We start from the raw sequence: 22848 nt of genomic DNA, 5'->3' as shown, positions 1-22848 counted from the left end.
CCATGTGCGGCGTTCGGCCGCAAGTGTGGCGTAGCGGAGGCTTCGTCCGGGCGGCTGACATGTCCTCCGATCGTGTGGTCTTACGCGGAGGGACGGCCGTCGAGGAAGGTCTCCAGGCCGGCGCGGTCGTCGGTGTCGAGGTGGTCGACCCCGCCCGCGCGGAGGCCGCACCGGCGTCCGTCGTCAGTGCCGCTGGTGATCACGGTCCCTGGAGATCGGCCAGTTCGGCCAGCGCCGAGCGGTGCGCGCCCGCCGTGCCGTAGGCGATCGAGTCGGCCTTGGCCCGCTTCAGATACAGGTGGACCGGGTGCTCCCAGGTCATGCCGAGACCGCCGTGCAGCTGCAGCGCCTCCTCGGTGACGTGGACGGCGACGGGAGCCGCATAGGCCTGGGCGACGGCGACCGAGATGTCGGTGTCCTGGCCGGAGGCCAGCGCGTCGGCGGCGGCACGGGCGGCGGCACGGAGGTGGACGACCTCCAGCCACAGCTGGGCGAGCCGGTGCTTGAGCGCCTGGAAGCCGCCGACGGGCCGGTTGAACTGCTTGCGTTCCTTCAGGTACCGGACCGTCTCGGTCAGCGCCCAGTCGGCCACGCCGAGCTGCTCGGAGGCGAGCAGACCCGCGGCGGCACGCAGGGCGCGGCGTACGGCGGGACCGGCGTCGCCCAGCCGGCGGGCGCCGCGCACTCCGTCGAGGGTGACGCGGGCCAGCGGCCGGGTCAGGTCCAGGGACACCTGCGGGGTGACCGTCGCCGCGGAGGCCGCTACGGCGTACAGACCGCCGTCGTCGGCGGGCACCAGCAGCACGTCGGCGACGGCCGCGTCGGCGACGCCGGTCAGCTCGCCGTACAGCGCGCCGTTCTCGACGCGTACGGCCGCACAGCCGGCCCCGGGGGCGGTGTGCAGTCCGACGGCGAGGACACCGATCACCGTCGCCGACGCCAGTTCGGCGAGCAGGTCGTCCGCCGCGCACTCCAGCAGGGCCTCGGTGGCGACGACGGCGCTCGACAGGTAGGGCACGGGCGCCACCGCGCGGCCCAGCTCCTCCAGGACGACGGCGGCCTCCCGGTGCGTGGCGCCCTGGCCGCCCAGGTCCTCGGGCACCAGCAGACCGGCCAGGCCCATGCCGCCGGCGAGCGACTTCCACAGCGGCACGTCGTGCGGCGCGTCCGACTCGGTGCGGACGATGACGTCGGCCGGGGCGCAGTGGTCCATGAGCAGGTCACGGACGGCGGCCCGCAGCGCCTCTTCCTCCTCGGAGTACAGGAGATCGGTCATCGGGCGAGGTCCTTCCAGGCGACGTCCTTGTCGGTGCGCGGCTCGGCGGGCAGGCCCAGTACGCGCTCGGCGACGATGTTCAGCAGCACCTCGCTGGTACCGCCCTCGATGCTGTTGCCCTTGGACCGCAGGTAGCGGTAACCCGCGTCGCGGCCGGTGAAGTCGACGAGTTCGGGGCGGCGCATGGTCCAGTCGTCGTACGAAAGGCCCTCCTCGCCGCGGAGTTCCACCTCCAGGCCGCTGATCTCCTGGTTGAGGCGGGCGAAGGCGAGCTTCATGCCGGAGCCCTCGGGGCCGGGCTGTCCGGCGACGAGCTGCTGGCGCAGCCGCTCGCCGGTGAACCGGGCCACCTCCGCCTCGACCCACAGCTTCAGCAGCCGCTGGTGCAGTTCGTGGGTGCGCAGTTCGGGGCGTTCGCGCCAGGTCTTCGCGACCGGGCCGATCATGCCGCCCTCGCGGGGCAGCGCCATGCCGCCGATGGAGACGCGCTCGTTCATGAGGGTGGTCTGGGCGACCCGCCAGCCGTCGCCGACCTCGCCGAGGCGGTGGCTGTCGGGGATGCGGACGTCGGTGAGGAAGACCTCGTTGAACTCGGCCTCGCCGGTGATCTGGCGCAGCGGCCGGACCTCGACGCCCGGATCGGTCATGTCGCAGACGAAGTAGGTGATGCCCTGGTGCTTGGGCACGCCGGGGTCGGTGCGGGCGATGAGGATGGCCCAGCGGGCGAGGTGGGCGCTGGAGGTCCACACCTTCTGCCCGTTCACGACCCAGTCCGTACCCTCGCGGACGGCCCGGGTGCCGAGCGCGGCCAGGTCGGAGCCGGCGCCGGGCTCGCTGAAGAGCTGGCACCAGACCTCCTCACCGGTCCACAGGGGCCGCAGGAAGCGCCGCTTCTGTTCCTCGGTGCCGTAGGTGAGGATCGTCGGCGCGGCCATGCCGAGGCCGATGCCGATGCGCCGGGGGTCGTTGCCGGGGGCGCCGGCGGCCTCCAGTTCGGCGTCCACGACACCCTGGAGGGAGCGCGGGGCGTCCAGTCCGCCGAGGCCCTGCGGGTAGTGCACCCAGGCGAGGCCGGCGTCGAAGCGGGCGCGCAGGAAGTCCAGGCGGCCGGTGCTCGCCGGCGGGTGTGCGGCCAGCAACTCCCTGACGCGGCCGGTCAGTTCCGCTGCATCGGTCATGCCGACTCCTTCCCCACCACGACGATCCGGCCGGTGGACCGGCCGTCCGCGACCCGCTGCACGGCCCGCGCGGCCTCGCTCAGCGGGACCCGCTCGCTGATCAGCGGCTTGATGGCTCCCCGGGCGGCCAGCTCGGTGAGCTGCTCGTGGCAGTGCTGGACCAGCTTCGGGTTCTTGGTGTTGTACAGGCCCCAGTGCAGGCCGAGGATCGAGTAGTTCTTCACCAGGGCGTGGTTGAGGGCGGGGCTCGGAACGGTGCCGCCGGCGAAGCCGACGACCACGATCCGTCCCTCGAAGGCGGCCAGTTTGGCCGACTGCGTGTAGGCCTCGCCGCCGACCGGGTCGTAGATCACGTCCGCGCCCCGGCCGCCGGTGGCCTCCTTCACGGCGGCGACGACGTCCTCGGCACGCCGGTCGACGACCACGTCACAGCCCAGCCGCCGGGCGACGGCGGCCTTGTCCGCACCGCCCACGACACCGATCACGGTGGCGCCGGCGGCCTTGCCGAGCTGTACGGCGGCGCTGCCCACGCCGCCCGCGGCGGCGTGCACGAGCAGGGTCTCCCCCGCCTCCAGGCGGGCGCGGCGGTGCAGGCCGAACCAGCCGGTCTGGTAGCCGATGTGCAGTGCGGCGGCCTCGGCGTCGTCCAGCGAGTCGGGAGCGGGGAGCAGCGCGCGGGCGTCGGCGAGGACGTAGTCGGCGAAACCGCCGTACGGCAGTGCGGGGTTGGCGATCACCCGGCGGCCGTCCCCGGTCTCGCCGCAGATCTCCACGCCGGGTGTGAAGGGCAGCGGCGGGCGCACCTGGTACTGCCCCCGGCACAGCAGGGCGTCCGGGAAGTTGACGTTGGCGGCGCGCACCCGCAGCAGCACCTGGCCGTCACCGGGGGCGGGACGCTCCACCTCGGCCAGGCGCATCACCTCGCTCGGCTCGCCGTTCTCGTGCACTTGCCATGCCTGCATGCGGGCCTCCACGGGACTGCTTCGTCTGACCGGGTCCGACCGCATACTAAGCGGTCGCTTGCCGATCAGGGAACAGTCGGCGCCGCATCGGTGCGCGTCGCGTGGGTCACTTGCGGGCCGTCGGCCGTGCCCGTACGTGCATCCGCTCCCCCTGCGGCCCGAACAGGCTGAGGAACTCCACCGGCCCCTCCCCCGTCGACCCGAACCAGTGCGGCACCCGCGTGTCGAACTCGGCGGCCTCCCCCGCCGACAGCACCACGTCGTGCTCGCCGAGGACCAGGCGCAGCCGGCCCGCGAGGACGTAGAGCCACTCGTAGCCCTCGTGGGTACGCGGATCGGGGTCCTGCCGGCGCTGCGGTTCGAGGACCTTGTACGCCTGGAGGCCGCCGGGCTGACGGGTCAGCGGCCAGTGGGTGCGCCCGCCGCGCACGATCGGCTCGGACCGCACCCGCGGATCCCCCACCGGGGGCGCTCCGACCAGCTCGTCCAGCGGCACCTGGTGGGCCTGGGCGATCGGCAGCAGCAGTTCGAGGCTGGGCCTGCGCAGGCCGGACTCCAGCCGGGAGAGCGTGCTCACGGAGATACCGGTGGCCTCGGACAGCGCGGCCAGGGTCACCTCCCGCTCCTTGCGGATGCGGCGCAGCCTGGGACCGACTTCGTTCAGTACGTCGTCTGTGCTCACGTCCCCATTGCAGGAACGGCAAACGAGTTTGTCAATACCGCGACCCGCGAGCGACCGTCGGGTCATGACCGACAACAACAGGTACGAAGCAGTCGTCGTCGGCGGCGGAGCCGCCGGCCTGTCCGCCGCGCTGGTGCTGGGCCGGGCCCGGCGCCGCACCCTGGTCGTCGACGCGGGCGAGCCGCGCAACGCGCGGTCCGCGCACATGCAGGGCTACCTGTCCCGGGACGGCATGTCCCCGGCCGAGTTCCTTGCCGCGGGTCGCGAGGAGATCGCCCGGTACGGGGTGGAACTCCTCCGGGACCGGGTGGTGGACGCCACCCGGGGCGCGGACTTCACCGTCGTCCTCGCCGGCGGCCGGACCGTACGGGCCCGGCAGCTGGTGATCGCCACCGGTCTGCGGGACGAGCTGCCGCCGGTCCCGGGGCTCGCCGAGCGGTTCGGCCGGGACGTGGTCCACTGCCCGTACTGCCACGGCTGGGAGATGCGCGACCTGCCGACCGGCGTCCTCGCCACCTCCGCGCTCAGCGTGCACCAGGCGCTCATGGTCACCCAGTGGTCGAAGGACGTACGCCTCTTCCTGCACGAGGTGAGCGAGTCGGAGCTGACCGGTCAGGACCTGCGCCGGCTGGCCGCCGCCGGGGTCGGGATCGTGCCCGGCCGGGTCGCCGGGCTCGTCGTCACCGACGACCGGCTCACCGGCCTCCGGCTCGCCGGGGGTGCCTCCGCCGAGGGCGGCACGGTCCACGACCGCGAGGTGCTGTACGTCGCGCCGCGCGCCCTGCCGAACAACGACCTGCTCGTGCGACTGGGCGCCGAGCTGCGCGAGACGCCGTTCGGCGCCTACCCGGTGATCGACGAGCGGGGCCTGACGACCGTGCCGGGCCTGTGGGCGGCGGGCAACGTGACCGGCTTCGCGGAACAGGTGGTCGACGCGGCCGCCCGGGGCCACCGGGCCGCCGCGGCGATCAACGGAGAGCTTGTCATGGCGGACCTGGACGAGAGCGCCCCCGGGGGGCGCGGGGAACCGCGCGACCAGCCCGGCGTACCCGCGGGCCGCATGGCACCCGGGGAGGATCCCGCGCACCCGGCGGAGCGCTGAGGCACCATGACTGCATGCTGCTGACCCGGTTGGCCGAGGTGTCCCGGGAGGTCGCCGCGACGGCGGCCCGGTCCCGCAAGACCGCGCTGCTCGCGGACCTGTTCCGGGAGGCCGAGGCGGAGGACGTCCCGATCGTCATCCCCTACCTGGCCGGCCGGCTGCCGCAGGGCCGGCTCGGGGTCGGCTGGAAGGTGCTCGGCCGCCGGGTGCCGCCCGCCGCCGAGCCCGCTCTCACGGTCCGGGAGGTCGACGCCCGGCTCACCGAGCTGGGCAAGGTGTCCGGGCCCGGCTCCCAGGCGGAGCGCACCCGGATCGTCGGCGAGCTGATGGGCGCGGCCACCGAGGACGAGCAGCGCTTCCTGCTCGGCCTGCTCACCGGGGAGGTGCGCCAGGGCGCCCTGGACGCGGTCGCGGTGGAGGGCCTCGCCCGGGCGACCGGTGCGGACCCGGCGGACGTGCGGCGGGCCGTGATGCTCGCCGGGTCGCTCCAGACGGTGGCTCAGGCCCTGCTCGGCGAGGGGCCCGCGGCGCTGGAGCGGTTCCGGCTCACCGTGGGCCGGCCGGTGCTGCCGATGCTGGCGCACAGCGCGTCCTCGGTCGCCGAGGCGGTGGAGAAGCTGGGCGCCTGCGTGGTGGAGGAGAAGCTGGACGGCATCCGGGTCCAGGTGCACCGGGAGGGCGACACGGTCCGGGTGCACACCCGCACCCTGGACGACATCACCGACCGGCTGCCCGAAGTGACCGCGGCCGCGCTGGAGTTGCCGGGCGAGCGGTTCATCCTGGACGGCGAGGTGATCTCCTTCGACGCGGACGGCCGGCCCCGGTCCTTCCAGGAGACGGCGGGCCGGGTCGGCTCGCGCACGGACGTGGCGAAGGCCGCCGAGGGCACCCCGGTCTCCCCCGTCTTCTTCGACGCCCTCTCGGTCGACGGCCGTGACCTGCTCGACCTGCCGTTCGCCGAGCGGCACGCGGAGCTGGCCCGGCTGGTGCCCGAGCCGATGCGGGTGCGGCGCACGGTGGCCTCGGGGCCGGAGGACGTCCCGGAGGCGGAACGGTTCCTCGCCGACACCCTGGCCCGCGGCCACGAGGGCGTGGTGGTCAAGGCGCTGGACGCGGCCTACAGCGCCGGGCGGCGGGGCGCCTCCTGGCTGAAGGTGAAGCCCGTCCACACCCTCGACCTGGTGGTGCTGGCCGCCGAGTGGGGCCACGGCCGGCGCGCCGGCAAGCTGTCCAACCTCCACCTCGGCGCCCGCAACCCGGACGGCACCTTCGCCATGCTCGGCAAGACCTTCAAGGGCATGACGGACGCGATGCTCGCCTGGCAGACCGAGAGGCTGCGGGAGCTGGCGGCCGAGGACCACGGCTGGGGCGTCCGGGTGCGCCCCGGACTCGTCGTCGAGATCGCCTACGACGGACTCCAGCGCTCCTCGCGCTACCCGGCCGGCGTCACCCTCCGCTTCGCCCGCGTGGTCCGCTACCGCGAGGACAAGCGGCCCGAGGAGGCCGATACCGTGGAGGCTCTGCTGGCAGCCCATCCGGAGGTCAGGCCGTGACGGCGCGGACGACGAGGCGCAGCGCGGGACTGTTGTTGTTCCGGCACACCGATGAGGGGCTGGAGGTATTGCTCGGCCATATGGGCGGCCCGTTCTTCGCGAAGAAGGACGCGGGGGCCTGGACCCTCCCGAAGGGCGAGTACGAGGACGGCGAGCCGGCCTGGGAGGCGGCCCGGCGGGAGTTCCGGGAGGAGCTGGGGCTGGCGCCGCCCGACGGGGAGGCCGTACCGCTCGGCGAGGTCACGCAGACCAACGGCAAGATCGTCACGGCCTGGGCGGTGCGGGCGGACCTCGATCCGGAGTCGATCGACCCGGGCACCTTCACCATGGAGTGGCCGCCGCGGTCCGGCCGGACGCAGGAGTTCCCGGAGCTGGACCGGGTGGCGTGGTTCGGTCTGGACCGGGCCCGTGCGGTGATCATCACGGCGCAGGCCGCGTTTCTCGACCGGCTGGCGGAGCACTCGGGCTGAACAGGGACCTTTCGCGTTGCGACGGGCACGCTCGCGCGCGAAGGTCGAGACAAGCCCGCTCCCAGGGAGGTCAGCCATGCCCATCGCGACGGTGAACCCGGCGAACGGCGAGACGCTCAAGACGTACGAGCCCATGGATGAGGAGGAGCTGGAACGCCGGCTCCAGCTCGCCGAGGCCACGTTCCGCACGTACCGGACGACCTCGCTCGCCGACCGCGCCCAGCTGCTGAACAGGGCCGCAGACCTGCTGGAGGAGGACCAGGGGGAGATCGGCCGGGTCATGACCACCGAGATGGGCAAGCCGGTCGAGCAGGCCCGCGCGGAGGCCGCCAAGTGCGCCAAGGCGATGCGCTGGTACGCCGAGAACGCCGAGCGGCTGCTGGCCGACGAGGAACCCGCCGAGTCGGACGTACGGGACTCCGGCGCCTCCCGGGTGCGGGTGCGCTACCGCCCCCTCGGCCCGGTCCTCGCGGTGATGCCCTGGAACTTCCCCCTCTGGCAGGTGATCCGGTTCGCCGCGCCCGCCCTGATGGCCGGCAACGTCGGCCTGCTCAAGCACGCGTCCAACGTCCCCCAGACCGCCCTCTACCTGGAGGATCTCTTCCACCGGGCGGGCTTCCCGGAGGGCTGCTTCCAGACGCTGCTGATCGGCTCCGGCGCGGTGGACGACATCCTGCGCGACGAACGCGTGAAGGCCGCCACCCTGACCGGCAGCGAGCCCGCGGGCCGGGCGGTCGCCGCCACCGCCGGGGAGATGATCAAGAAGACGGTCCTGGAGCTGGGCGGCAGCGACCCCTACGTGGTCATGCCCTCCGCCGACCTGGACCGCGCGGCCGAGGTCGCGGTGACCGCTCGCGTGCAGAACAACGGCCAGTCCTGCATCGCCGCCAAGCGGTTCATCGTGCACACGGACGTGTACGACGCCTTCGCCGAGAAGTTCGTCGCGGGCATGGAGGCCCTGAAGGTCGGCGACCCGCTGGCCGAGGACACCCAGGTCGGGCCGCTCGCCAGCGAGCAGGGCAGGCAGGACCTGGAGGAGCTGGTCGACGACGCCAGGCGCGGCGGGGCCCAGGTGCTGTGCGGCGGCCGGCGGCCGGACGGTCCCGGCTGGTACTACCCGCCGACCGTCCTCGCCGGCATCACCCGGGAGATGCGCATCCACCGCGAGGAGGCGTTCGGTCCGGTCGCCACGCTGTACCGGGCGGACGACCTGGACGAAGCGGTGCTGATCGCCAACGACTCGCCCTTCGGGCTGAGTTCGAACGTGTGGACGCGGGACGAGAACGAGGTGGAGCGCTTCGCCCGGGATCTGGAGGCCGGTGCGGTGTACGTCAACGGCATGACCGCCTCGCATCCGGCGTTCCCGTTCGGCGGGGTGAAGCGGTCGGGATACGGGCGTGAGCTGTCCGGGCACGGAATCCGGGAGTTCTGCAACATCACCACGGTTTGGCAGGGTGCGTGAGCGCCGCGCGGCTACCATCCCGTTTTGTGAACCGCGAAGTGACTCTGCCTCTGATCGTCGACGACCGCGGTGCCTTGCAGGTGGCGGCGGCCGACGTGAGTAAGTTGTTGCGGACCGTGGGCGCGCGGTGGCTGCATCTTGTCGAGGCCGGGGAGCAGGGGCTGGACGAGGACACGGTCGCCGCCCTGACCATCGAGCTGGCGAAGCTGGCGGACCGCATCGACGTGGCGTGCATCGCGCACAGCAGCGGGGCGCCCTAGGTGTTCTGTGCCCCCGCACGGATCGCCGGTCCGCTGCGGCTGGTGCCCTCGACCGTGCAGCGCAGCGCGTCCCAGAACATCGCCTCGTAGGTCTGGAGCAGGCTTCCGTACGTGCGGGCCAGGTCCATGTCCAGCGCACCGGCGTCCAGGGCCCCTTGCACCGCCGCCGTCGCCAGGGCGTCCAGCTCCGGTGCCGGCTCCGCGAAGAGGTCGAAGAAGGCGCAGGAGTCGTCGCCGAAGCCGTAGTGCGTGCGCAGACCGGTGGCGATGCGGGCGCAATAGCCGCCCCACGCCGAGAAGTTGGCCGTGAGGGCCACGACGGCGTCCGGCGGGGACGCGTTGAGGGAGAGCCAGGCCACGTACGCCGGGTAGGCCTGGCAGCCCGGCCGGGGGACGTACGTCCCGGACCGCTCCCCGTGGACACCGCACGCCTGGGCGAACGCGCTCAGACGGCCCTGCGCCAGCTCCTCGCCTGCCGCCAGGGCGGCGAAAAAGGCGGCGGACGCGGGATCGGCGCGGGCGGCCAGGTGCTGGAAGGCCGTGCGGTCGGCCGGGATCACCCACCGCTGCTCCAGGGCCAGCGCGGCCAGGGTCTCCGCAGGCGCCTCCCCGCGCTCGATCAGCGGTACCAGGGGGTTGGCCGCGGGGTCCGGGGCGAGTGCCCGGACGGCGTTCCCCAGCAGGTCTTCGGCCCTAACAGCGGTCATGGCGTTTTCCCTCGTCCGGCGGCGGAAATCCGCATCCGAGCCTGGCACGGGGTCCCCGGTTCGGAGTAACCCAACGCGAGATCATCGCCCTCCCGGGTGACGGTAGGTGGAGCACCCACAGAGGTGGACCCACCTTCTGACCGGTGGGCGGAGGTCTTCCGGAACACGGAAAGCAGGGACGGTTCATGGCGACTTTGTGCAGGCCCACGGTGTCGGTCCCGGAGTACGTGATCACCATGGAGGAGACGCTGGAGCTTGCGCGCTCCCACCACGCGGACCACCCCCAGCTGCCACTCGCGCTCAGGCTGATCGAGAACACCGGCGTCAGGACGAGACACATCGTCCAGCCCATCGAGGAAACCCTCAAGCACCCGGGCTTCCAGGAGCGCAACAAGCTCTACGAGGCCGAGGCCAAGGCCCGGGTACCCGCGGTGATCCAGTGCGCGCTGGACGACGCGGAGCTGCTCACCAGCGACATCGACGTGATCATCTACGTGTCGTGCACGGGCTTCATGATGCCCTCGCTCACGGCCTGGCTGATCAACGAGATGGACTTCGACAGCACCACCCGCCAGCTCCCCATCGCGCAGCTGGGCTGCGCGGCCGGCGGTGCGGCGATCAACCGGGCGCACGACTTCTGCTCGGCCTACCCGAACGCCAACGCCCTGATCGTGGCCTGCGAGTTCTGCTCGCTGTGCTACCAGCCCACCGACCTCGGCGTCGGCTCGCTGCTCTCCAACGGTCTCTTCGGCGACGGCATCGCCGCCGCCGTGGTGCGCGGGCAGGGCGGCAGGGGCGTCCGCCTGGAGCGCAACGGCTCGTACCTCATCCCGAAGACCGAGGACTGGATCGCGTACGACGTGCGGGCGACCGGCTTCCACTTCCTGCTGGACAAGCGGGTGCCCGCGACCATGGAGCCGCTCGCCCCGGCGCTGAAGGACCTGGCGGGCACGCACGGCTGGGACGCCTCCGACCTGGACTTCTACATCATCCACGCGGGCGGTCCCCGAATACTCGACGACCTCAGCAAGTTCCTGCAGGTGGACCCGCACGCGTTCCGGTTCAGCCGGGCCACGCTGACCGAGTACGGCAACATCGCCAGCGCCGTCGTCCTGGACGCGCTGCGCCGGCTGTTCGACGAGGGCGGTGCCGAGGAACGGGCGCGCGGGCTGCTCGCCGGGTTCGGCCCCGGCATCACCGCCGAGATGACGGTGGGACGCTGGGTCAACGGGGACGGAGCCGCTGGATGACCGGCGAGTCGACGCTCACCGAGGTGCGGCCCCCGGTGCGGCACTGGCCGGCGCTCGACCTGCCCGGGTCGCAGTTCGACCCGGTGCTGGCCGAGCTGATGGCCGAGGGCCCGGTGACCCGCATCCAGCTGCCCAACGGCGAGGGCTGGGCCTGGCTGGTCACCCGGTACGACGACGTGCGCAGGGTGGCCAACGACCCCCGCTTCAGCCGTGAGGCGGTCATGGAGAAGCAGGTCACCCGGCTGGCCCCGCACTTCATCCCGGACCGGGGCGCGGTCGGTTTCCTCGATCCGCCCGACCACACCCGGCTACGCCGCTCGGTGGCCCCCGCGTTCACCGCGAAAGGGGTCGAGCGGGTCCGGCAGAAGGCGCGCGCCATGCTGGACGAGCTGGTCGACGACCTGCTGCGGGGCGGCCCGCCCGCGGATCTCACCAGTGCGGTGCTCACCCCGTTCCCGATCGCGGTGATCTGCGAGGTGATGGGCGTCCCGTCCGGTGACCGGCACAGCATGCACCTGTGGACCCAGCTGATCCTGTCCTCCGCGCACGGCAAGGAGGTCAGCGAGCGGGCGAAGCGGGAGATGGCCGCCTACTTCTCCGACCTCATCGGGCTGCGCGAGAACAGCACCGGTGAGGACGTCACCTCGCTGCTCGGGGCGGCGCTGGGCCGGGGCGAGCTCACGAAGGAGCAGGCCGTCGGCCTGGCCGTGCTCCTCCAGATCGGCGGCGAGGCGGTCACCGCCAACAGCGGGCAGCTGTTCTACCTGCTGCTGACCCGCCCCGGTCTGGCGGAGCGGCTGCGCGCGGAGCCGGAGATCCGGCCCCGGGCGATCGACGAACTCCTGCGCTACATCCCGCACCGCAACGCGGTCGGGCTGTCCCGCATCGCCCTGGAGGACGTCGAGATCGGCGGGGTCCGCATCCGCGCGGGCGACGCGGTCTACATCTCCTACCTGGCCGCCAACCGGGACCCGGACGTCTTCCCCGACCCGGACACCATCGACGTCTCCCGCAGCCCGAACCCGCACGTGGCGTTCGGCTTCGGTCCGCACTACTGCCCCGGCGGCATACTGGCCCGGCTGGAGGAGGAACTCCTCGCGGACGCCCTGCTGGACCGGGTGCCGGGTATGCGACTCGCCGTACCTCCGGATCAGGTCTTCTTCAGGAAGGGCGCCTTGATCCGGGGCCCCGAGGCCCTTCCGGTGACGTGGTGAGCGGGCGATGACGACCGAGGGACTTTATGTGCCGCCGGGCCACGGCCGTGTGGTCGAGACGCCGGCCCAGCGGGTGACGTTCAAGGTCACCGGCACCCACTCGCGGATGGCCTCGACCTTCGAGGTGGAGGTCCCGCCGGGCTTCGACGTGGGCGCCCATGTGCACACGCGCAGCGAGGAGCTGTTCTACGTCCTCGACGGCGAGCTGGACGTGCTCGCCTTCGAGCCGCGCATCCGCACGCCTGACAACTGGCAGCGGTGGGAGTCGAGTTCGGGCAGCCGGGTGGTCCGGGCGACACCGGGCACGGTCATCGTCGTACCACCGGGCTGCCCCCACGCCTTCTCGAACCCCACGGACACCCCGGCGAAGATGTTCTTCCAGGCGAGTCCGCCGCCGGACCACGAGCTGTACTTCGAGGAGCTGCTGGCGATCCTGGGCTCCGGGGGCCCGCCGGACCAGGAGGCGATCGAGGCGCTGCGGGCCAAGTACGACATCGAGCAACTCACGCCGCTGAGACACCGGTGAGTGTCCCGGCCGCGGGGGCGCGGGGCCGTGTCCCGCACCCGCGCCCCCACGGTGCTACCGGATCGGCATGCCGGCCAGCGTGCGTGCGATGACCAGCCGCTGGATCTCGCTCGTGCCCTCGAAGATCGTGTAGATCGCGCTGTCCCGGTGCATCCGCTCGACCGGGTACTCCCGCGTGTAGCCGTTGCCGCCCAGGATCTGGATCGCCTGCGCGGTCACCTTCTTCGCGGTCTCACTCGCGAAGAGCTTCGACATCGACCCCTCGGCCGCGGTGAACGGCTTGCCGTTGACCGCCATCCACGACGCACGCCAGACGAGGAGCCGGGCGGCGTCGATCTGGGTGCGCATGTCCGCGAGCTGGAAGGCCACACCCTGGTTGTCGATGATGGGCCGCCCGAACTGCTCGCGGGTCATGGCGTAGTCGAGGGCGACCTCGTAGGCGGCCCGGGCGGTGCCGACCGCCATGGCTCCGACGGCGGGCCGGCTCGCCTCGAAGGTGGCCATCGCGGCGTTCTTCACCCTCTCTCCGCCGGACGCCTTCGCCCTCTCCCTGGCCCGGGCGAGGCGCTCGTCCAGCTTCTCCTTGCCGCCGAGCAGGCAGGAGCCGGGCACCCGGACGTCGTCGAGGACGACCTCGGCGGTGTGCGAGGCGCGGATGCCGTGCTTCTTGAACTTCTGGCCCTGGGCCAGACCGGGCGTACCCGCCGGCACGATGAAGGAGGCGTGGCCCTTGGAGCCCAGCTCCGGGTCGACGACGGCGACGACGACGTGGACATTGGCTATGCCGCCGTTGGTCGCCCAGGTCTTCGTGCCGTTGATCACCCACTCGTCCTTGGCCTCGTCGTACACGGCACGCGTGCGCATGGAGGCGACGTCGGAGCCGGCGTCGGGCTCGGAGGAGCAGAACGCGGCGACCTTGACGTCGTGCTGGTCGCCGTACATCTGCGGGATCCAGGTGCCGATCTGCTCCTCGGTCCCGTTGGCGAGGACGCCCACGGCCGCGAGACCGGTGCCCACGATGGACAGGGCGATGCCCGCGTCACCCCAGAACAGCTCCTCCATGGCCATCGGGATGCCGAGGCCGGTGGGGTCGAAGTACTGCTGCGCGTAGAAGTCCAGGGAGTAGATGCCGACCTTCGCGGCTTCCTGGATGACCGGCCAGGGGGTCTCCTCGCGTTCGTCCCACTCGGCCGCCGCGGGGCGGATCACGTCTTGGGCGAAGCCATGGAGCCAGTCCCGGACTTCCTTCTGTTCGTCGTTCAGCTCCATGGTGAACTCGGCCATGTCCCCTCCAGCGGCGGTACGGTGTTACTAGCGGTAACGGAAGTGTGTTACTCACCGGTAGGAAAAGTCAACCGCTGATGACGCCTCGGCATCCCGTTCGATGTCCGGGGCCCGGTCAGTGTTACTTTGCGCAGGCGTCACCGAATCAGCACGGGTGGGGAGAGCACATGGACACCACACAGCGGACCGATCAGCAGCGGTCCGCCGACCGCCGACGGCGCGAGCTGCTGGAGGCCGCCGACCGGGTGGTGCTGCGCGACGGCCCGCAGGCGTCGATGAACGCGATCGCGGCGGAGGCGGGCATCACGAAGCCGATCCTGTACCGGCACTTCGGCGACAAGGGCGGCCTTTACGCGGCCTTGGCCACACGGCACACCGATGCCCTGCTGGCCTCGCTGCGGGCCGCGCTGGACGCTCCGGCCGGCCGGCGGGAGCGGGTCGAGTCCACCCTGGACACCTATCTCGCCGCGATCGAGGCCCGGCCCCAGGTGTACCGGTTCCTCATGCACCCGGCGGAGGGGAGCCAGGGCGGCGACCAGGGCTTCGACGTCGGCAAGCACAGCGCCCCGCTGCTGCGCCGGATGGGCGAGGAGCTGGCCCAGGTCATCGAGGAGCGGGTGGACCTCGGCCCGGGCAGTCAGCGGCTCGCCCGGGTGTGGGGGCACGGGATCGTCGGGATGATGCACGCCGCCGGCGACTGGTGGCTCGGCGAACGCCCCTGCTCCCGCGCCGAGTTGGTGCGGTCTCTCGCCGATCTGCTGTGGGGCCGGCTGGCGGCCGCGGGCGACCGGGTCGGCGGTCCGGGGTTCTGACGGCCGCGTTCGCGCCGCGGGCGGGTGCCGGCCGGCCGCACGGTCAGCCGCGTTCCGGGGCCGGACCACTCGCCCGGTGCCACGGCGCCCGCTCGACCTGCCGGAGCAGTCTGCGCCCGCGCAGGCCCGTCACACGGTCCGCGTACACCCGGCCCTCCAGGTGGTCGCACTCGTGCTGCAGGCATCTGGCGAAGAACCCCGTGCCGTGCACGGTGACCGGCTCCCCCGTCACCGTGCGGCCCTCGACGACCGCATGGTCGTAGCGCTCGGTGCCCGCCTCCAGGCCCGGCAGGGACAGGCAGCCCTCCGGACCCCGGACCACCACGCCGTCCGCCGCCACCAGTCGCGGGTTCACCACGTGCCCGAGGTGGCGCACCTCGTCGTCGTCGGGACAGTCGTAGACGAACACCCGCAAACCGACCCCGATCTGGTTCGCGGCCAGGCCCACCCCCTGTGCCGCGTACATCGTGGCGAACAAGTCCTCCACGAGGGCCGCCAGGTCGGGGCCGAAGTCGGTGACGTCCCGGCACGGCTCGCGCAGTACCGCGTCGCCGAGCAGGGTGAGAGGCCGAACGCGCCCGCGGGCGCCCGGAATGGAACCGTGTCGCATGGCGGCAAGGGTACGGTTCGTTCAGGCCATGCCCACCGCTCAAGGCGTGGGCCGGGATTCGGGTGTGCGAATGGATCTCGATAGGCTGAGGTTCACACCACGCTGCCGGATGGCCCCCAGGCGCGGCGCGTACGCAAGGAGGATCGAGAACTGATGGCAGGCAACTCGGACCCGCTCTCGCCGCGGGCCAAGCTGGCCGTGACCGCGGGCAAGGCGGTCGCTGCGGCATCGCGCGCCGCGGGACGCGGCAGCGGGTCGGTGATCGGTGGCCGGGTCGCACTGAGGCTCGACCCCGACCTGCTCGGGCGGCTCGCCCAGAACCTGGACGTCACGCTGGTCTCCGCGACCAACGGCAAGACCACGACCACCCGGCTCATCGCGGAGGCGCTGCGCGCCGCGGGTCCGGTCGTGTCCAACGCGCTCGGCGCCAACATGCCGGCCGGCATCACGTCGGCGCTCGCGGGCAGCTCGGAGGCGAAGTTCGGCGTCATCGAGGTCGACGAGAAGTACCTGGCCGGAGTGGCCCGGGACACCGACCCCAAGTGCATCGCCCTGCTGAACCTCTCCCGCGACCAGCTGGACCGCGCCGCCGAGACCCGGATGCTCGCCGAGAACTGGCGCGAGGGTCTGGCCGGCACCAAGGCCGTCATCGTCGCCAACTGCGACGACCCGCTGGTGGTCTGGGCCGCTTCCTCCTCCCCGAATGTGATCTGGGTCGCGGCCGGCCAGATGTGGAAGGACGACGCCTGGTCCTGCCCGTCGTGCGGCGGCGTCATGCAGCGCCCCGGCGACGACTGGTTCTGCGGTGAGTGCGGCTTCCGCCGGCCCACGCCGACCTGGGCGCTGTCCGGCGACCACGTGCTCGACCCGCACGGGTCGGCCTGGCCCATCCACCTCCAGCTGCCCGGCCGCGCCAACAAGGCGAACGCGGCCAGCTCGGCGGCCGTCGCCGCCGTCTTCGGGGTGCCGCCGCAGGTCGCCCTGGAGCGGATGTACCAGGTGCAGGCGGTGGCCGGGCGGTACGACGTCGTCCAGTTCCAGAACCGCGACCTCAGGCTGCTGCTGGCCAAGAACCCGGCCGGCTGGCTGGAGACGTTCTCCCTGATCGACCCGCCGCCCACCCCGGTCGTGCTGTCCGTGAACGCGCGCGGAGCCGACGGCACCGACACCTCCTGGCTGTGGGACGTCGACTACACGCGGCTCACCGGCCACCCGATCTTCGTCATCGGTGACCGCAAGCTGGACCTGGCCGTCCGTCTGGAGGTCGCGAACCAGCACTTCCAGGTCTGCGAGAACCTCGACCAGGCCGTGCAGATGTGCCCGCCGGGCCGGATCGAGGTCATCGCGAACTACACCGCGTTCCAGGACCTGCGCCGCCGCGTCGGCAACTGATCTTCGAAGGGCGATCACCTCATGAGCGACAACCAACTGCGGCTGGTGTGGATCTACCCGGACCTGCTGAGCACCTACGGCGACCAGGGCAACGCCCTCGTCGTGGAGCGGCGGGCCCGGCAGCGGGGCCTGGACGTGGCCCGGCTCGACGTGCGCAGCGACCAGCCGATCCCGACGTCCGGCGACATCTACCTGATCGGCGGCGGCGAGGACCGTCCGCAGCGGCTCGCGGCCGAGCGGCTGCGCCGTGACGGGCATCTGCAGCGGGCGGTGGAGAACGGCGCGATCGTCTTCTCCGTCTGCGCCGGTTACCAGATCCTCGGCCACGAGTTCATCAACGACCTGGGCCAGCGCGAGCCGGGTCTCGGCCTGCTGGACGTGGTCTCGGTGCGCGGCGAGGGCGAGCGGTGCGTCGGTGACGTCCTCGGTGACATCGACCCGCAGCTCGGCCTGCCGCAGCTGACCGGTTTCGAGAACCACCAGGGCGTCACCCACCTCGGCCCCACCGCCCGCCCGTTCGCCCGGACGCAGATCGGCAAGGGCAACGGCACCGGGGACGGCACGGAGGGCGCGTACAACGGCACCGTCTTCGGTACGTACATGCACGGGCCCGTCCTCGCCCGCAACCCGCTGATCGCCGACCTGCTGCTGAAGCTGGCGCTCGACGTCAACGCGCTGCCGCCGATCGACGACCGCTGGTACGAGGCACTCCGCAACGAGCGCATCGCGGCTGCGCAGCAGCCTGCGTGAGCACAGTTGCGCAGCAGCCTGCGTAACCGGCGCTTCGGCTGGATTCCGGCGGGCCCGCCTGACGGACCGTCCGCTCACATGTGCGGACGCGTCCAGCAGGCGGACGCCCGCTACGGAGCCACCCCCTGACGCCGGTAGGGTGGCCGGGAATCCGCCGGACAGCGTGGTCCGGTCTACCCGGCCCACGTTGAGAAGGTATTTCGGGCTATGCGCATTGGTGTCCTCACGTCCGGTGGCGACTGCCCCGGCCTGAACGCCGTCATCCGGTCCGTCGTGCACCGTGCCGTCGCCGACCACGGCGACGAGGTCATCGGGTTCCGGGACGGCTGGAAGGGCCTGCTGGAGTGCGACTATCTGAAGCTCGACCTCGACGCCGTGGGCGGCATCCTGGCCCGCGGCGGCACCATCCTCGGCTCCTCACGGGTCCGCCCGGAGCATCTGCGGGACGGCGTGGAGCGGGCCAGGGGCCATGTCGCGGAGCTGGGCCTCGACGCGATCATCCCGATCGGCGGTGAGGGCACGCTGAAGGCGGCCCGGCTGCTGTCGGACAACGGGCTGCCCATCGTGGGCGTGCCCAAGACGATCGACAACGACATCGCCGTCACGGACGTCACCTTCGGCTTCGACACCGCCGTGACCGTGGCGACCGAGGCCCTGGACCGGCTGAAGACCACCGCCGAGTCGCACCAGCGCGTGCTGATCGTGGAGGTCATGGGCCGGCACACCGGCTGGATCGCGCTGCACTCCGGCATGGCGGCCGGCGCCCACGCCGTCGTCGTGCCCGAGCGGCCCTTCGACATCGAGGAGTTGGCGAGGAAGGTCGGCGAGCGGTTCGAGGCGGGCAAGCGGTTCGCGATCGTGGTCGCCGCGGAGGGGGCCAAGCCGCGCCCCGGCTCCATGGAGTTCGACGAGGGCGGCAAGGACGTCTACGGCCACGAGCGCTTCGCGGGCATCGCCCGGCAGCTGTCCATCGAGCTGGAGCAGCGGCTCGGCAAGGAGGCCCGGCCGGTGATCCTCGGGCATGTGCAGCGGGGCGGCACGCCGACGGCGTACGACCGGGTGCTGGCGACCCGCTTCGGGTGGCACGCGGTGGAGGCCGTGCACCGGGGTGAGTTCGGCATGATGACGGCCCTGCGCGGGACGGACATCGTGATGGTGTCGCTGGCGGAGGCGGTGGAGACGCTGAAGACGGTGCCCGTGGAGCGGTACGACGAGGCGGAGTGCGTTCTGTAGTTCACCCGGGAACAACCCGCCCCCGGTCACGGCTGTGACCGGGGGCGGTTCTACTCTTGGGGGCGGACAACTCGCACAACCCCCACGAAACAGGAGCCGTCGGATGGATCACAGCGGGCACGGCATGATGATGGATCTGCCGCCGTTCACGCTGGGGCGGGGTCTCCAGTGGTCGGCGGATCCGTTCTTCCTCGTGGCCTGCCTCGCCGGGCTCGCCCTGTACGGCTGGGGTGTCGTACGGCTGCGGCGCCGCGGTGACACCTGGCCGGTGAGCCGTACCGTGGTGTACGTCGTCGGCGTGCTCACCATCGCGCTGGTGATGTGCACGAAACTGAACGACTACGGCATGGTCATGTTCAGTGTGCACATGGTGCAGCACATGGTGATCAGCATGCTGTCGCCGATCCTGATCCTGCTCGGCGCCCCGGTCACGCTGGCGCTGCGCGCGCTGCCGACGGCGGGCAAGGGCCGCCGGGGTCCCCGTGAACTGCTGCTGATGCTGCTGCACAGCCGGTACATGCGGATCGTCACCCACCCGGCGTTCACCATCCCGCTGTTCATCGCGAGCCTGTACGCCCTGTACTTCACGCCGCTGTTCGACTTCCTGATGGGCTCCAGGGCCGGGCACATCGCGATGATGGTGCACTTCCTGGCCGTCGGTGTGGTGTTCTTCTGGCCGATCATCGGGGTCGACCCGGGACCGCACCGGCCGGGTTATCTGATGCGGATGCTGGAGCTGTTCGCGGGCATGCCGTTCCACGCGTTCTTCGGGATCGCGCTGATGATGGCGTCGACGCCCATGGTGAAGACGTTCGAGAACCCGGCCGCCTCGCTCGGCATCGACGCGCTGTCGGACCAGAACGCGGCCGGCGGCATCGCCTGGGCGTTCAGCGAGATCCCCTCCGTGCTGGTGCTGATCGCGCTGCTCTTCCAGTGGCACGGTTCCGAGCAGCGGCAGGCCAGGCGCAAGGACCGGGCCGCCGACCGGGACGGTGACAAGGAGCTGGCGGCCTACAACGCCTATCTGGCCTCGCTGAACACGCGCGAGGGCTGAGCCGCCCCGTCCCGCGGGCCGGAAGCCGTATCGGCTCCGGCCCGCAGCACTGTCCCGTCCGGGCCGGATCCGGGGCACCATGGTCCTGGACGGACCATGAGGAGGGTGTCGCGATGCCCGGTTCCACGAACGGTTCCATGAAGGCGATGGGGGCTCTCACGGTCGGCGGCCTGGTCGTCGTGACCGCCTACACGGTCGCGCTCGGCAGCAACGGCTGGCTGTGGTTCGGCTGGGTGGTGCTGGGGCTGCTGACACTCGGGCTGGTCGTCACCCAGGCGTGAGCCCGGCGCGGACGTCGTCACCCGGGCGTCCCCGGCGCGCGGACGGGGCTGGCTTACAGTGCCCGCATGAACAGCAGGACGCCCTCGTTCGACGAGCTGGACCGCCAGATCATCACCGCGCTGATGGGGAACGCCCGGACCAGCTTCGCCGAGATCGGGGCGGCGATCGGGCTGTCCGCCACCGCGGTCAAGCGGCGCGTGGACCGGCTGCGGGAGACCGGGGTGATCACGGGGTTCACCGCGACGGTGAAGCCCGCGGCGCTCGGCTGGCGCACCGAGGCGTACGTCGAGGTGTACTGCGAGGGTGCGGCGCCGCCCCGGCGCCTGGCAGAGGTCGTCCGCAACCATCCGGAGATCGCGGCGGCCATGACGGTGACCGGGGGTGCCGACGCGCTGCTGCACGTGCGGGCCCGGGACGTGGAGCACTTCGAGGAGGTGCTGGAGCGGATCCGCGCCGAGCCGTTCATCCGGAAGACGATCAGCGTGATGGTGCTGTCCCACCTGCTCCCGGAAAGCCCGGAAGCGGGAGCCGTCCACGCGGCGCCGCAATGACCCGGGTCACGCAGGAGTCATGCGCCTGGCCTGGGAAAGACGCAGGGATGCTGCGCATCCGCGCAGCTCTTCTCGCTTGTCGCCCGTCGGTCTCCCTTCCTACCGTGGTGTCATCCCTCAGTGACACACAGGAAACCGGAGGAAACCCTCTGTGTCCGAACGTCGTGTGCCGCGTTCCCGGCGCTTTCTCGTCTGCGAACCCAGACACTTCGCCGTCCAGTACGCGATCAATCCGTGGATGCATCCCGACCGGCCCGTCGACGTGGACCTGGCCCAGGACCAGTGGCAGGCGCTGATCCGCGCCTACCGGGCCCACGGCCACACGGTCGACACCCTCGAGCCGGTCCCCGGCCTGCCGGACATGGTGTTCGCCGCCAACGCGGCGTTCGTCGTCGGCGGCCGGGTCTTCGGCTCCCTGTTCCACGCTCCGGAGCGGCGCCCGGAGTCGGAGCACTACGACACCTGGTTCAAGGCGGCGGGCTACGACGTCCATCGCCCCGAGTCGGTGACCGAGGGCGAGGGCGACCTGGTGTGGACGGGCCGTTACGTGCTCGCCGGCACCGGGTTCCGCACCACCCGCGAGGCGCACCGCGAGGCGCAGGAGTTCCTCGGCCATCCGGTGATCGGCCTGACCCTGGTGGACCCGTACTTCTACCACCTGGACACGGCGCTGTTCGTCCTCGACGACGACAACATCTGCTACTTCCCGCAGGCGTTCTCGGCGGGCAGCCGGGAGGTCCTCCGGCGCCTGTACCCGGACGCGGTCCTCGCCACCCGCGAGGACGCGCTGGCGTTCGGCCTGAACTCCGTCTCCGACGGCCGCAACGTCTTCATCGCGCCCAGGGCCGAGGCGCTGGCCGAACGCCTCGCCGACCACGGTTACGTCCCCGTCCCCGTCGACCTGTCCGAGTTCCACAAGGCCGGCGGCGGCATCAAGTGCTGCACCCAGGAGATCCGCTGATGACCGCACCCACGCGCACCCGTACGTCCGGCGACCTGATCCGCGCGGAGGAGCCGGTTCTCGCGCACAACTACCACCCGTTGCCCGTGGTGGTGGCCCGGGCCGAGGGCACCTGGGTGGAGGACGTCGAGGGCAACCGCTACCTCGACATGCTGGCCGGCTACTCGGCCCTCAACTTCGGCCACCGGCACCCGGCGCTGATCGAGGCCGCCCACCGTCAGCTCGACCGGCTGACGCTCACCTCCCGCGCCTTCCACAACGACCGGCTCGCGGAGTTCGCCGAGCGGCTCACGGAGCTGACCGGCCTGGACATGGTGCTGCCGATGAACACCGGCGCCGAGGCGGTGGAGAGCGGCATCAAGGTGGCCCGCAAGTGGGCCTACGACGTGAAGGGCGTCCCGGCCGGACAGGCGACCATCGTGGTCGCGGCGGACAACTTCCACGGCCGTACGACGACCATCGTCAGCTTCTCCACGGACGAGACGGCCCGGGCCGGTTTCGGCCCCTTCACGCCCGGTTTCCGGATCGTGCCGTACAACGACCTGGCCGCGCTGGAGGCGGCGGTCGACGACACGACGGCGGCGGTGCTGATCGAGCCCATCCAGGGCGAGGCCGGGGTGCTGATCCCCGACGACGGCTATCTGCCGGGTGTGCGCGAGCTGACCCGCCGCAAGGGGTGCCTGTTCATCGCGGACGAGATCCAGTCGGGCCTCGGCCGCACGGGCCGTACCCTCGCCGTCGAGCACGAGGAGGTCGTCCCGGACGTGCTGCTGCTCGGCAAGGCGCTGGGCGGCGGCATCGTGCCGGTGTCGGCGGTGGTGGCCCGGCGCGAGGTGCTGGGGGTGCTGCATCCGGGCGAGCACGGCTCGACGTTCGGCGGCAACCCGCTCGCCGCGGCGGTCGGCACGGCCGTGGTCGAGCTGCTGGAGACCGGTGAGTTCCAGCGCCGGGCGGCCGAGCTGGGGGTGATCCTGCGGGACGGGCTGACCGAGCTGGTCGGCAGGGGCGTGACCGGTTTCCGCGCGCGCGGGCTGTGGGCCGGTGTGGACGTCGACCCGGCCCTCGGCACCGGCCGCGAGATCAGCGAGCGCCTCATGCGCGAGGGGGTCCTGGTCAAGGACACCCACGGCTCCACGATCCGGCTGGCGCCGCCGCTGACCGTCACGGCGGAGGAGCTGCGGTCGGCGCTGGCGGCCCTGGAGAAGGTGCTGGCCTGAGGGAGCCGCGTCCGTGCTCCGCGCCCAGCTGAGCCGCCTCGACGCCCAGCTCACGCTGCG

The 22848-nt window shown here is 72.0% G+C and carries 25 protein-coding genes; 17 read left to right on the top strand and 8 right to left on the bottom strand.

Going from position 1 to position 22848, the window contains the following annotated elements; translation table 11 throughout:
- Window positions 1–80: 80 nt before the first annotated feature.
- The 5 genes from AB0B40_RS15650 to AB0B40_RS15630 form a co-directional block, all read right to left on the bottom strand.
- Window positions 81–203 (bottom strand): hypothetical protein, encoded by a 123-nt coding sequence (locus tag AB0B40_RS15650; protein ID WP_345059823.1) that lies wholly within the window; start codon window positions 201–203, stop codon window positions 81–83.
- On the bottom strand, window positions 200–1276 hold the full coding sequence (locus tag AB0B40_RS15645) for an acyl-CoA dehydrogenase family protein (protein WP_362264104.1): 1077 nt from the start codon (window positions 1274–1276) through the stop codon (window positions 200–202). The genes AB0B40_RS15650 and AB0B40_RS15645 overlap by 4 nt, the downstream gene beginning before the upstream one ends.
- Window positions 1273–2454 carry an acyl-CoA dehydrogenase family protein gene (locus AB0B40_RS15640; RefSeq protein ID WP_345059819.1) on the bottom strand — a complete coding sequence of 394 codons (1182 nt, stop codon included), beginning with the start codon at window positions 2452–2454 and terminating at the stop codon, window positions 1273–1275. Before AB0B40_RS15640 ends, AB0B40_RS15645 begins: the two co-directional genes overlap by 4 nt.
- Window positions 2451–3416: an NADPH:quinone oxidoreductase family protein gene (locus tag AB0B40_RS15635; protein ID WP_362264103.1), complete on the bottom strand. Its 966-nt coding sequence runs from the start codon at window positions 3414–3416 to the stop codon at window positions 2451–2453. Before AB0B40_RS15635 ends, AB0B40_RS15640 begins: the two co-directional genes overlap by 4 nt.
- Before the next feature lie 106 nt (window positions 3417–3522).
- Complete coding sequence (locus tag AB0B40_RS15630) at window positions 3523–4098, bottom strand: XRE family transcriptional regulator (RefSeq protein WP_345059815.1); 576 nt, start codon at window positions 4096–4098, stop codon at window positions 3523–3525.
- A gap of 64 nt (window positions 4099–4162) precedes the next feature.
- Here AB0B40_RS15630 and AB0B40_RS15625 point away from each other — a divergent pair, with 64 nt between their 5' ends.
- From AB0B40_RS15625 to AB0B40_RS15605, 5 genes are all read left to right on the top strand, one after another.
- Window positions 4163–5200 (top strand): NAD(P)/FAD-dependent oxidoreductase, encoded by a 1038-nt coding sequence (locus AB0B40_RS15625; protein WP_362264102.1) that lies wholly within the window; start codon window positions 4163–4165, stop codon window positions 5198–5200.
- A 14-nt stretch (window positions 5201–5214) separates the two neighbouring features.
- Window positions 5215–6753 (top strand): ATP-dependent DNA ligase, encoded by a 1539-nt coding sequence (locus AB0B40_RS15620; protein ID WP_362264101.1) that lies wholly within the window; start codon window positions 5215–5217, stop codon window positions 6751–6753.
- Window positions 6750–7223, top strand: coding sequence for an NUDIX domain-containing protein (locus tag AB0B40_RS15615; protein WP_362264100.1), 474 nt, complete (start codon window positions 6750–6752; stop codon window positions 7221–7223). Before AB0B40_RS15620 ends, AB0B40_RS15615 begins: the two co-directional genes overlap by 4 nt.
- 76 nt (window positions 7224–7299) lie before the next feature.
- On the top strand, window positions 7300–8685 hold the full coding sequence (locus AB0B40_RS15610; RefSeq protein WP_362264099.1) for an NADP-dependent succinic semialdehyde dehydrogenase: 1386 nt from the start codon (window positions 7300–7302) through the stop codon (window positions 8683–8685).
- A gap of 26 nt (window positions 8686–8711) precedes the next feature.
- Window positions 8712–8945 carry a DUF6213 family protein gene (locus tag AB0B40_RS15605; protein ID WP_184962473.1) on the top strand — a complete coding sequence of 78 codons (234 nt, stop codon included), beginning with the start codon at window positions 8712–8714 and terminating at the stop codon, window positions 8943–8945.
- Here the strand turns inward: AB0B40_RS15605 and AB0B40_RS15600 are convergent.
- Complete coding sequence (locus tag AB0B40_RS15600) at window positions 8942–9652, bottom strand: transcriptional regulator (RefSeq protein WP_362264098.1); 711 nt, start codon at window positions 9650–9652, stop codon at window positions 8942–8944. The two genes, AB0B40_RS15605 and AB0B40_RS15600, sit on opposite strands and share 4 nt — an antisense overlap.
- A 185-nt stretch (window positions 9653–9837) precedes the next feature.
- Here AB0B40_RS15600 and AB0B40_RS15595 point away from each other — a divergent pair, with 185 nt between their 5' ends.
- Genes AB0B40_RS15595 through AB0B40_RS15585 form a run of 3 tightly spaced genes read left to right on the top strand, consistent with a single transcriptional unit; the run spans window position 9838 to window position 12642 of the window.
- Window positions 9838–10902, top strand: a complete 1065-nt coding sequence (locus tag AB0B40_RS15595) for a type III polyketide synthase (RefSeq protein ID WP_345059800.1) — start codon at window positions 9838–9840, stop codon at window positions 10900–10902.
- A complete protein-coding gene (locus AB0B40_RS15590) occupies window positions 10899–12116 on the top strand; it encodes a cytochrome P450 (protein ID WP_362264097.1) in 1218 nt (405 codons plus the stop codon). The genes AB0B40_RS15595 and AB0B40_RS15590 overlap by 4 nt, the downstream gene beginning before the upstream one ends.
- A gap of 7 nt (window positions 12117–12123) precedes the next feature.
- The gene (locus tag AB0B40_RS15585) at window positions 12124–12642 is read left to right on the top strand and encodes a cupin domain-containing protein (protein ID WP_345059796.1); all 519 of its coding nucleotides are present in this window, start codon (window positions 12124–12126) and stop codon (window positions 12640–12642) included.
- Between the two features lie 54 nt (window positions 12643–12696).
- On the opposite strand, the gene AB0B40_RS15580 is transcribed toward AB0B40_RS15585, so the two are convergent.
- The gene (locus AB0B40_RS15580) at window positions 12697–13926 is read right to left on the bottom strand and encodes an acyl-CoA dehydrogenase family protein (RefSeq protein ID WP_345059794.1); all 1230 of its coding nucleotides are present in this window, start codon (window positions 13924–13926) and stop codon (window positions 12697–12699) included.
- 167 nt (window positions 13927–14093) lie between these two features.
- Between AB0B40_RS15580 and AB0B40_RS15575 the strand changes: the two genes are divergently transcribed.
- A complete protein-coding gene (locus tag AB0B40_RS15575; RefSeq protein WP_345059792.1) occupies window positions 14094–14738 on the top strand; it encodes a TetR family transcriptional regulator in 645 nt (214 codons plus the stop codon).
- Between the two features lie 43 nt (window positions 14739–14781).
- Here the strand turns inward: AB0B40_RS15575 and def are convergent, their stop codons facing one another.
- Window positions 14782–15348, bottom strand: a complete 567-nt coding sequence (gene def, locus AB0B40_RS15570; protein WP_345059790.1) for a peptide deformylase — start codon at window positions 15346–15348, stop codon at window positions 14782–14784.
- 153 nt (window positions 15349–15501) lie between these two features.
- Here def and AB0B40_RS15565 point away from each other — a divergent pair, with 153 nt between their 5' ends.
- The 8 genes from AB0B40_RS15565 (at window position 15502) to rocD (ending at window position 22788) form a co-directional block, all read left to right on the top strand.
- Window positions 15502–16740, top strand: a complete 1239-nt coding sequence (locus AB0B40_RS15565; RefSeq protein ID WP_345059788.1) for a MurT ligase domain-containing protein — start codon at window positions 15502–15504, stop codon at window positions 16738–16740.
- Between the two features lie 21 nt (window positions 16741–16761).
- Window positions 16762–17490 (top strand): glutamine amidotransferase, encoded by a 729-nt coding sequence (locus tag AB0B40_RS15560; protein WP_345059786.1) that lies wholly within the window; start codon window positions 16762–16764, stop codon window positions 17488–17490.
- A gap of 207 nt (window positions 17491–17697) precedes the next feature.
- Window positions 17698–18723, top strand: a complete 1026-nt coding sequence (locus AB0B40_RS15555; RefSeq protein WP_345059784.1) for a 6-phosphofructokinase — start codon at window positions 17698–17700, stop codon at window positions 18721–18723.
- 103 nt (window positions 18724–18826) lie between these two features.
- Entirely contained in the window at window positions 18827–19777 is a 951-nt protein-coding gene (locus AB0B40_RS15550) for a cytochrome c oxidase assembly protein (protein ID WP_362264096.1), read from the top strand.
- A 113-nt stretch (window positions 19778–19890) separates the two neighbouring features.
- Window positions 19891–20058 carry a hypothetical protein gene (locus AB0B40_RS15545; RefSeq protein WP_362264095.1) on the top strand — a complete coding sequence of 56 codons (168 nt, stop codon included), beginning with the start codon at window positions 19891–19893 and terminating at the stop codon, window positions 20056–20058.
- Window positions 20059–20124: 66 nt separating this feature from the next.
- Complete coding sequence (locus tag AB0B40_RS15540) at window positions 20125–20610, top strand: Lrp/AsnC family transcriptional regulator (RefSeq protein ID WP_345059778.1); 486 nt, start codon at window positions 20125–20127, stop codon at window positions 20608–20610.
- A 151-nt stretch (window positions 20611–20761) separates the two neighbouring features.
- The gene (gene ddaH, locus AB0B40_RS15535; protein WP_345059776.1) at window positions 20762–21571 is read left to right on the top strand and encodes a dimethylargininase; all 810 of its coding nucleotides are present in this window, start codon (window positions 20762–20764) and stop codon (window positions 21569–21571) included.
- On the top strand, window positions 21571–22788 hold the full coding sequence (gene rocD, locus AB0B40_RS15530) for an ornithine--oxo-acid transaminase (RefSeq protein ID WP_362264094.1): 1218 nt from the start codon (window positions 21571–21573) through the stop codon (window positions 22786–22788). Before ddaH ends, rocD begins: the two co-directional genes overlap by 1 nt.
- Window positions 22789–22848: the final 60 nt, after the last annotated feature.

Source organism: Streptomyces sp. NPDC042638 (genome assembly GCF_040647235.1).
Lineage (GTDB): Bacteria > Actinomycetota > Actinomycetes > Streptomycetales > Streptomycetaceae > Streptomyces > Streptomyces rameus.
The sequence above is the reverse complement of the archived record's forward strand: the minus strand, read 5'-3'. Positions and strand labels throughout refer to the sequence as shown.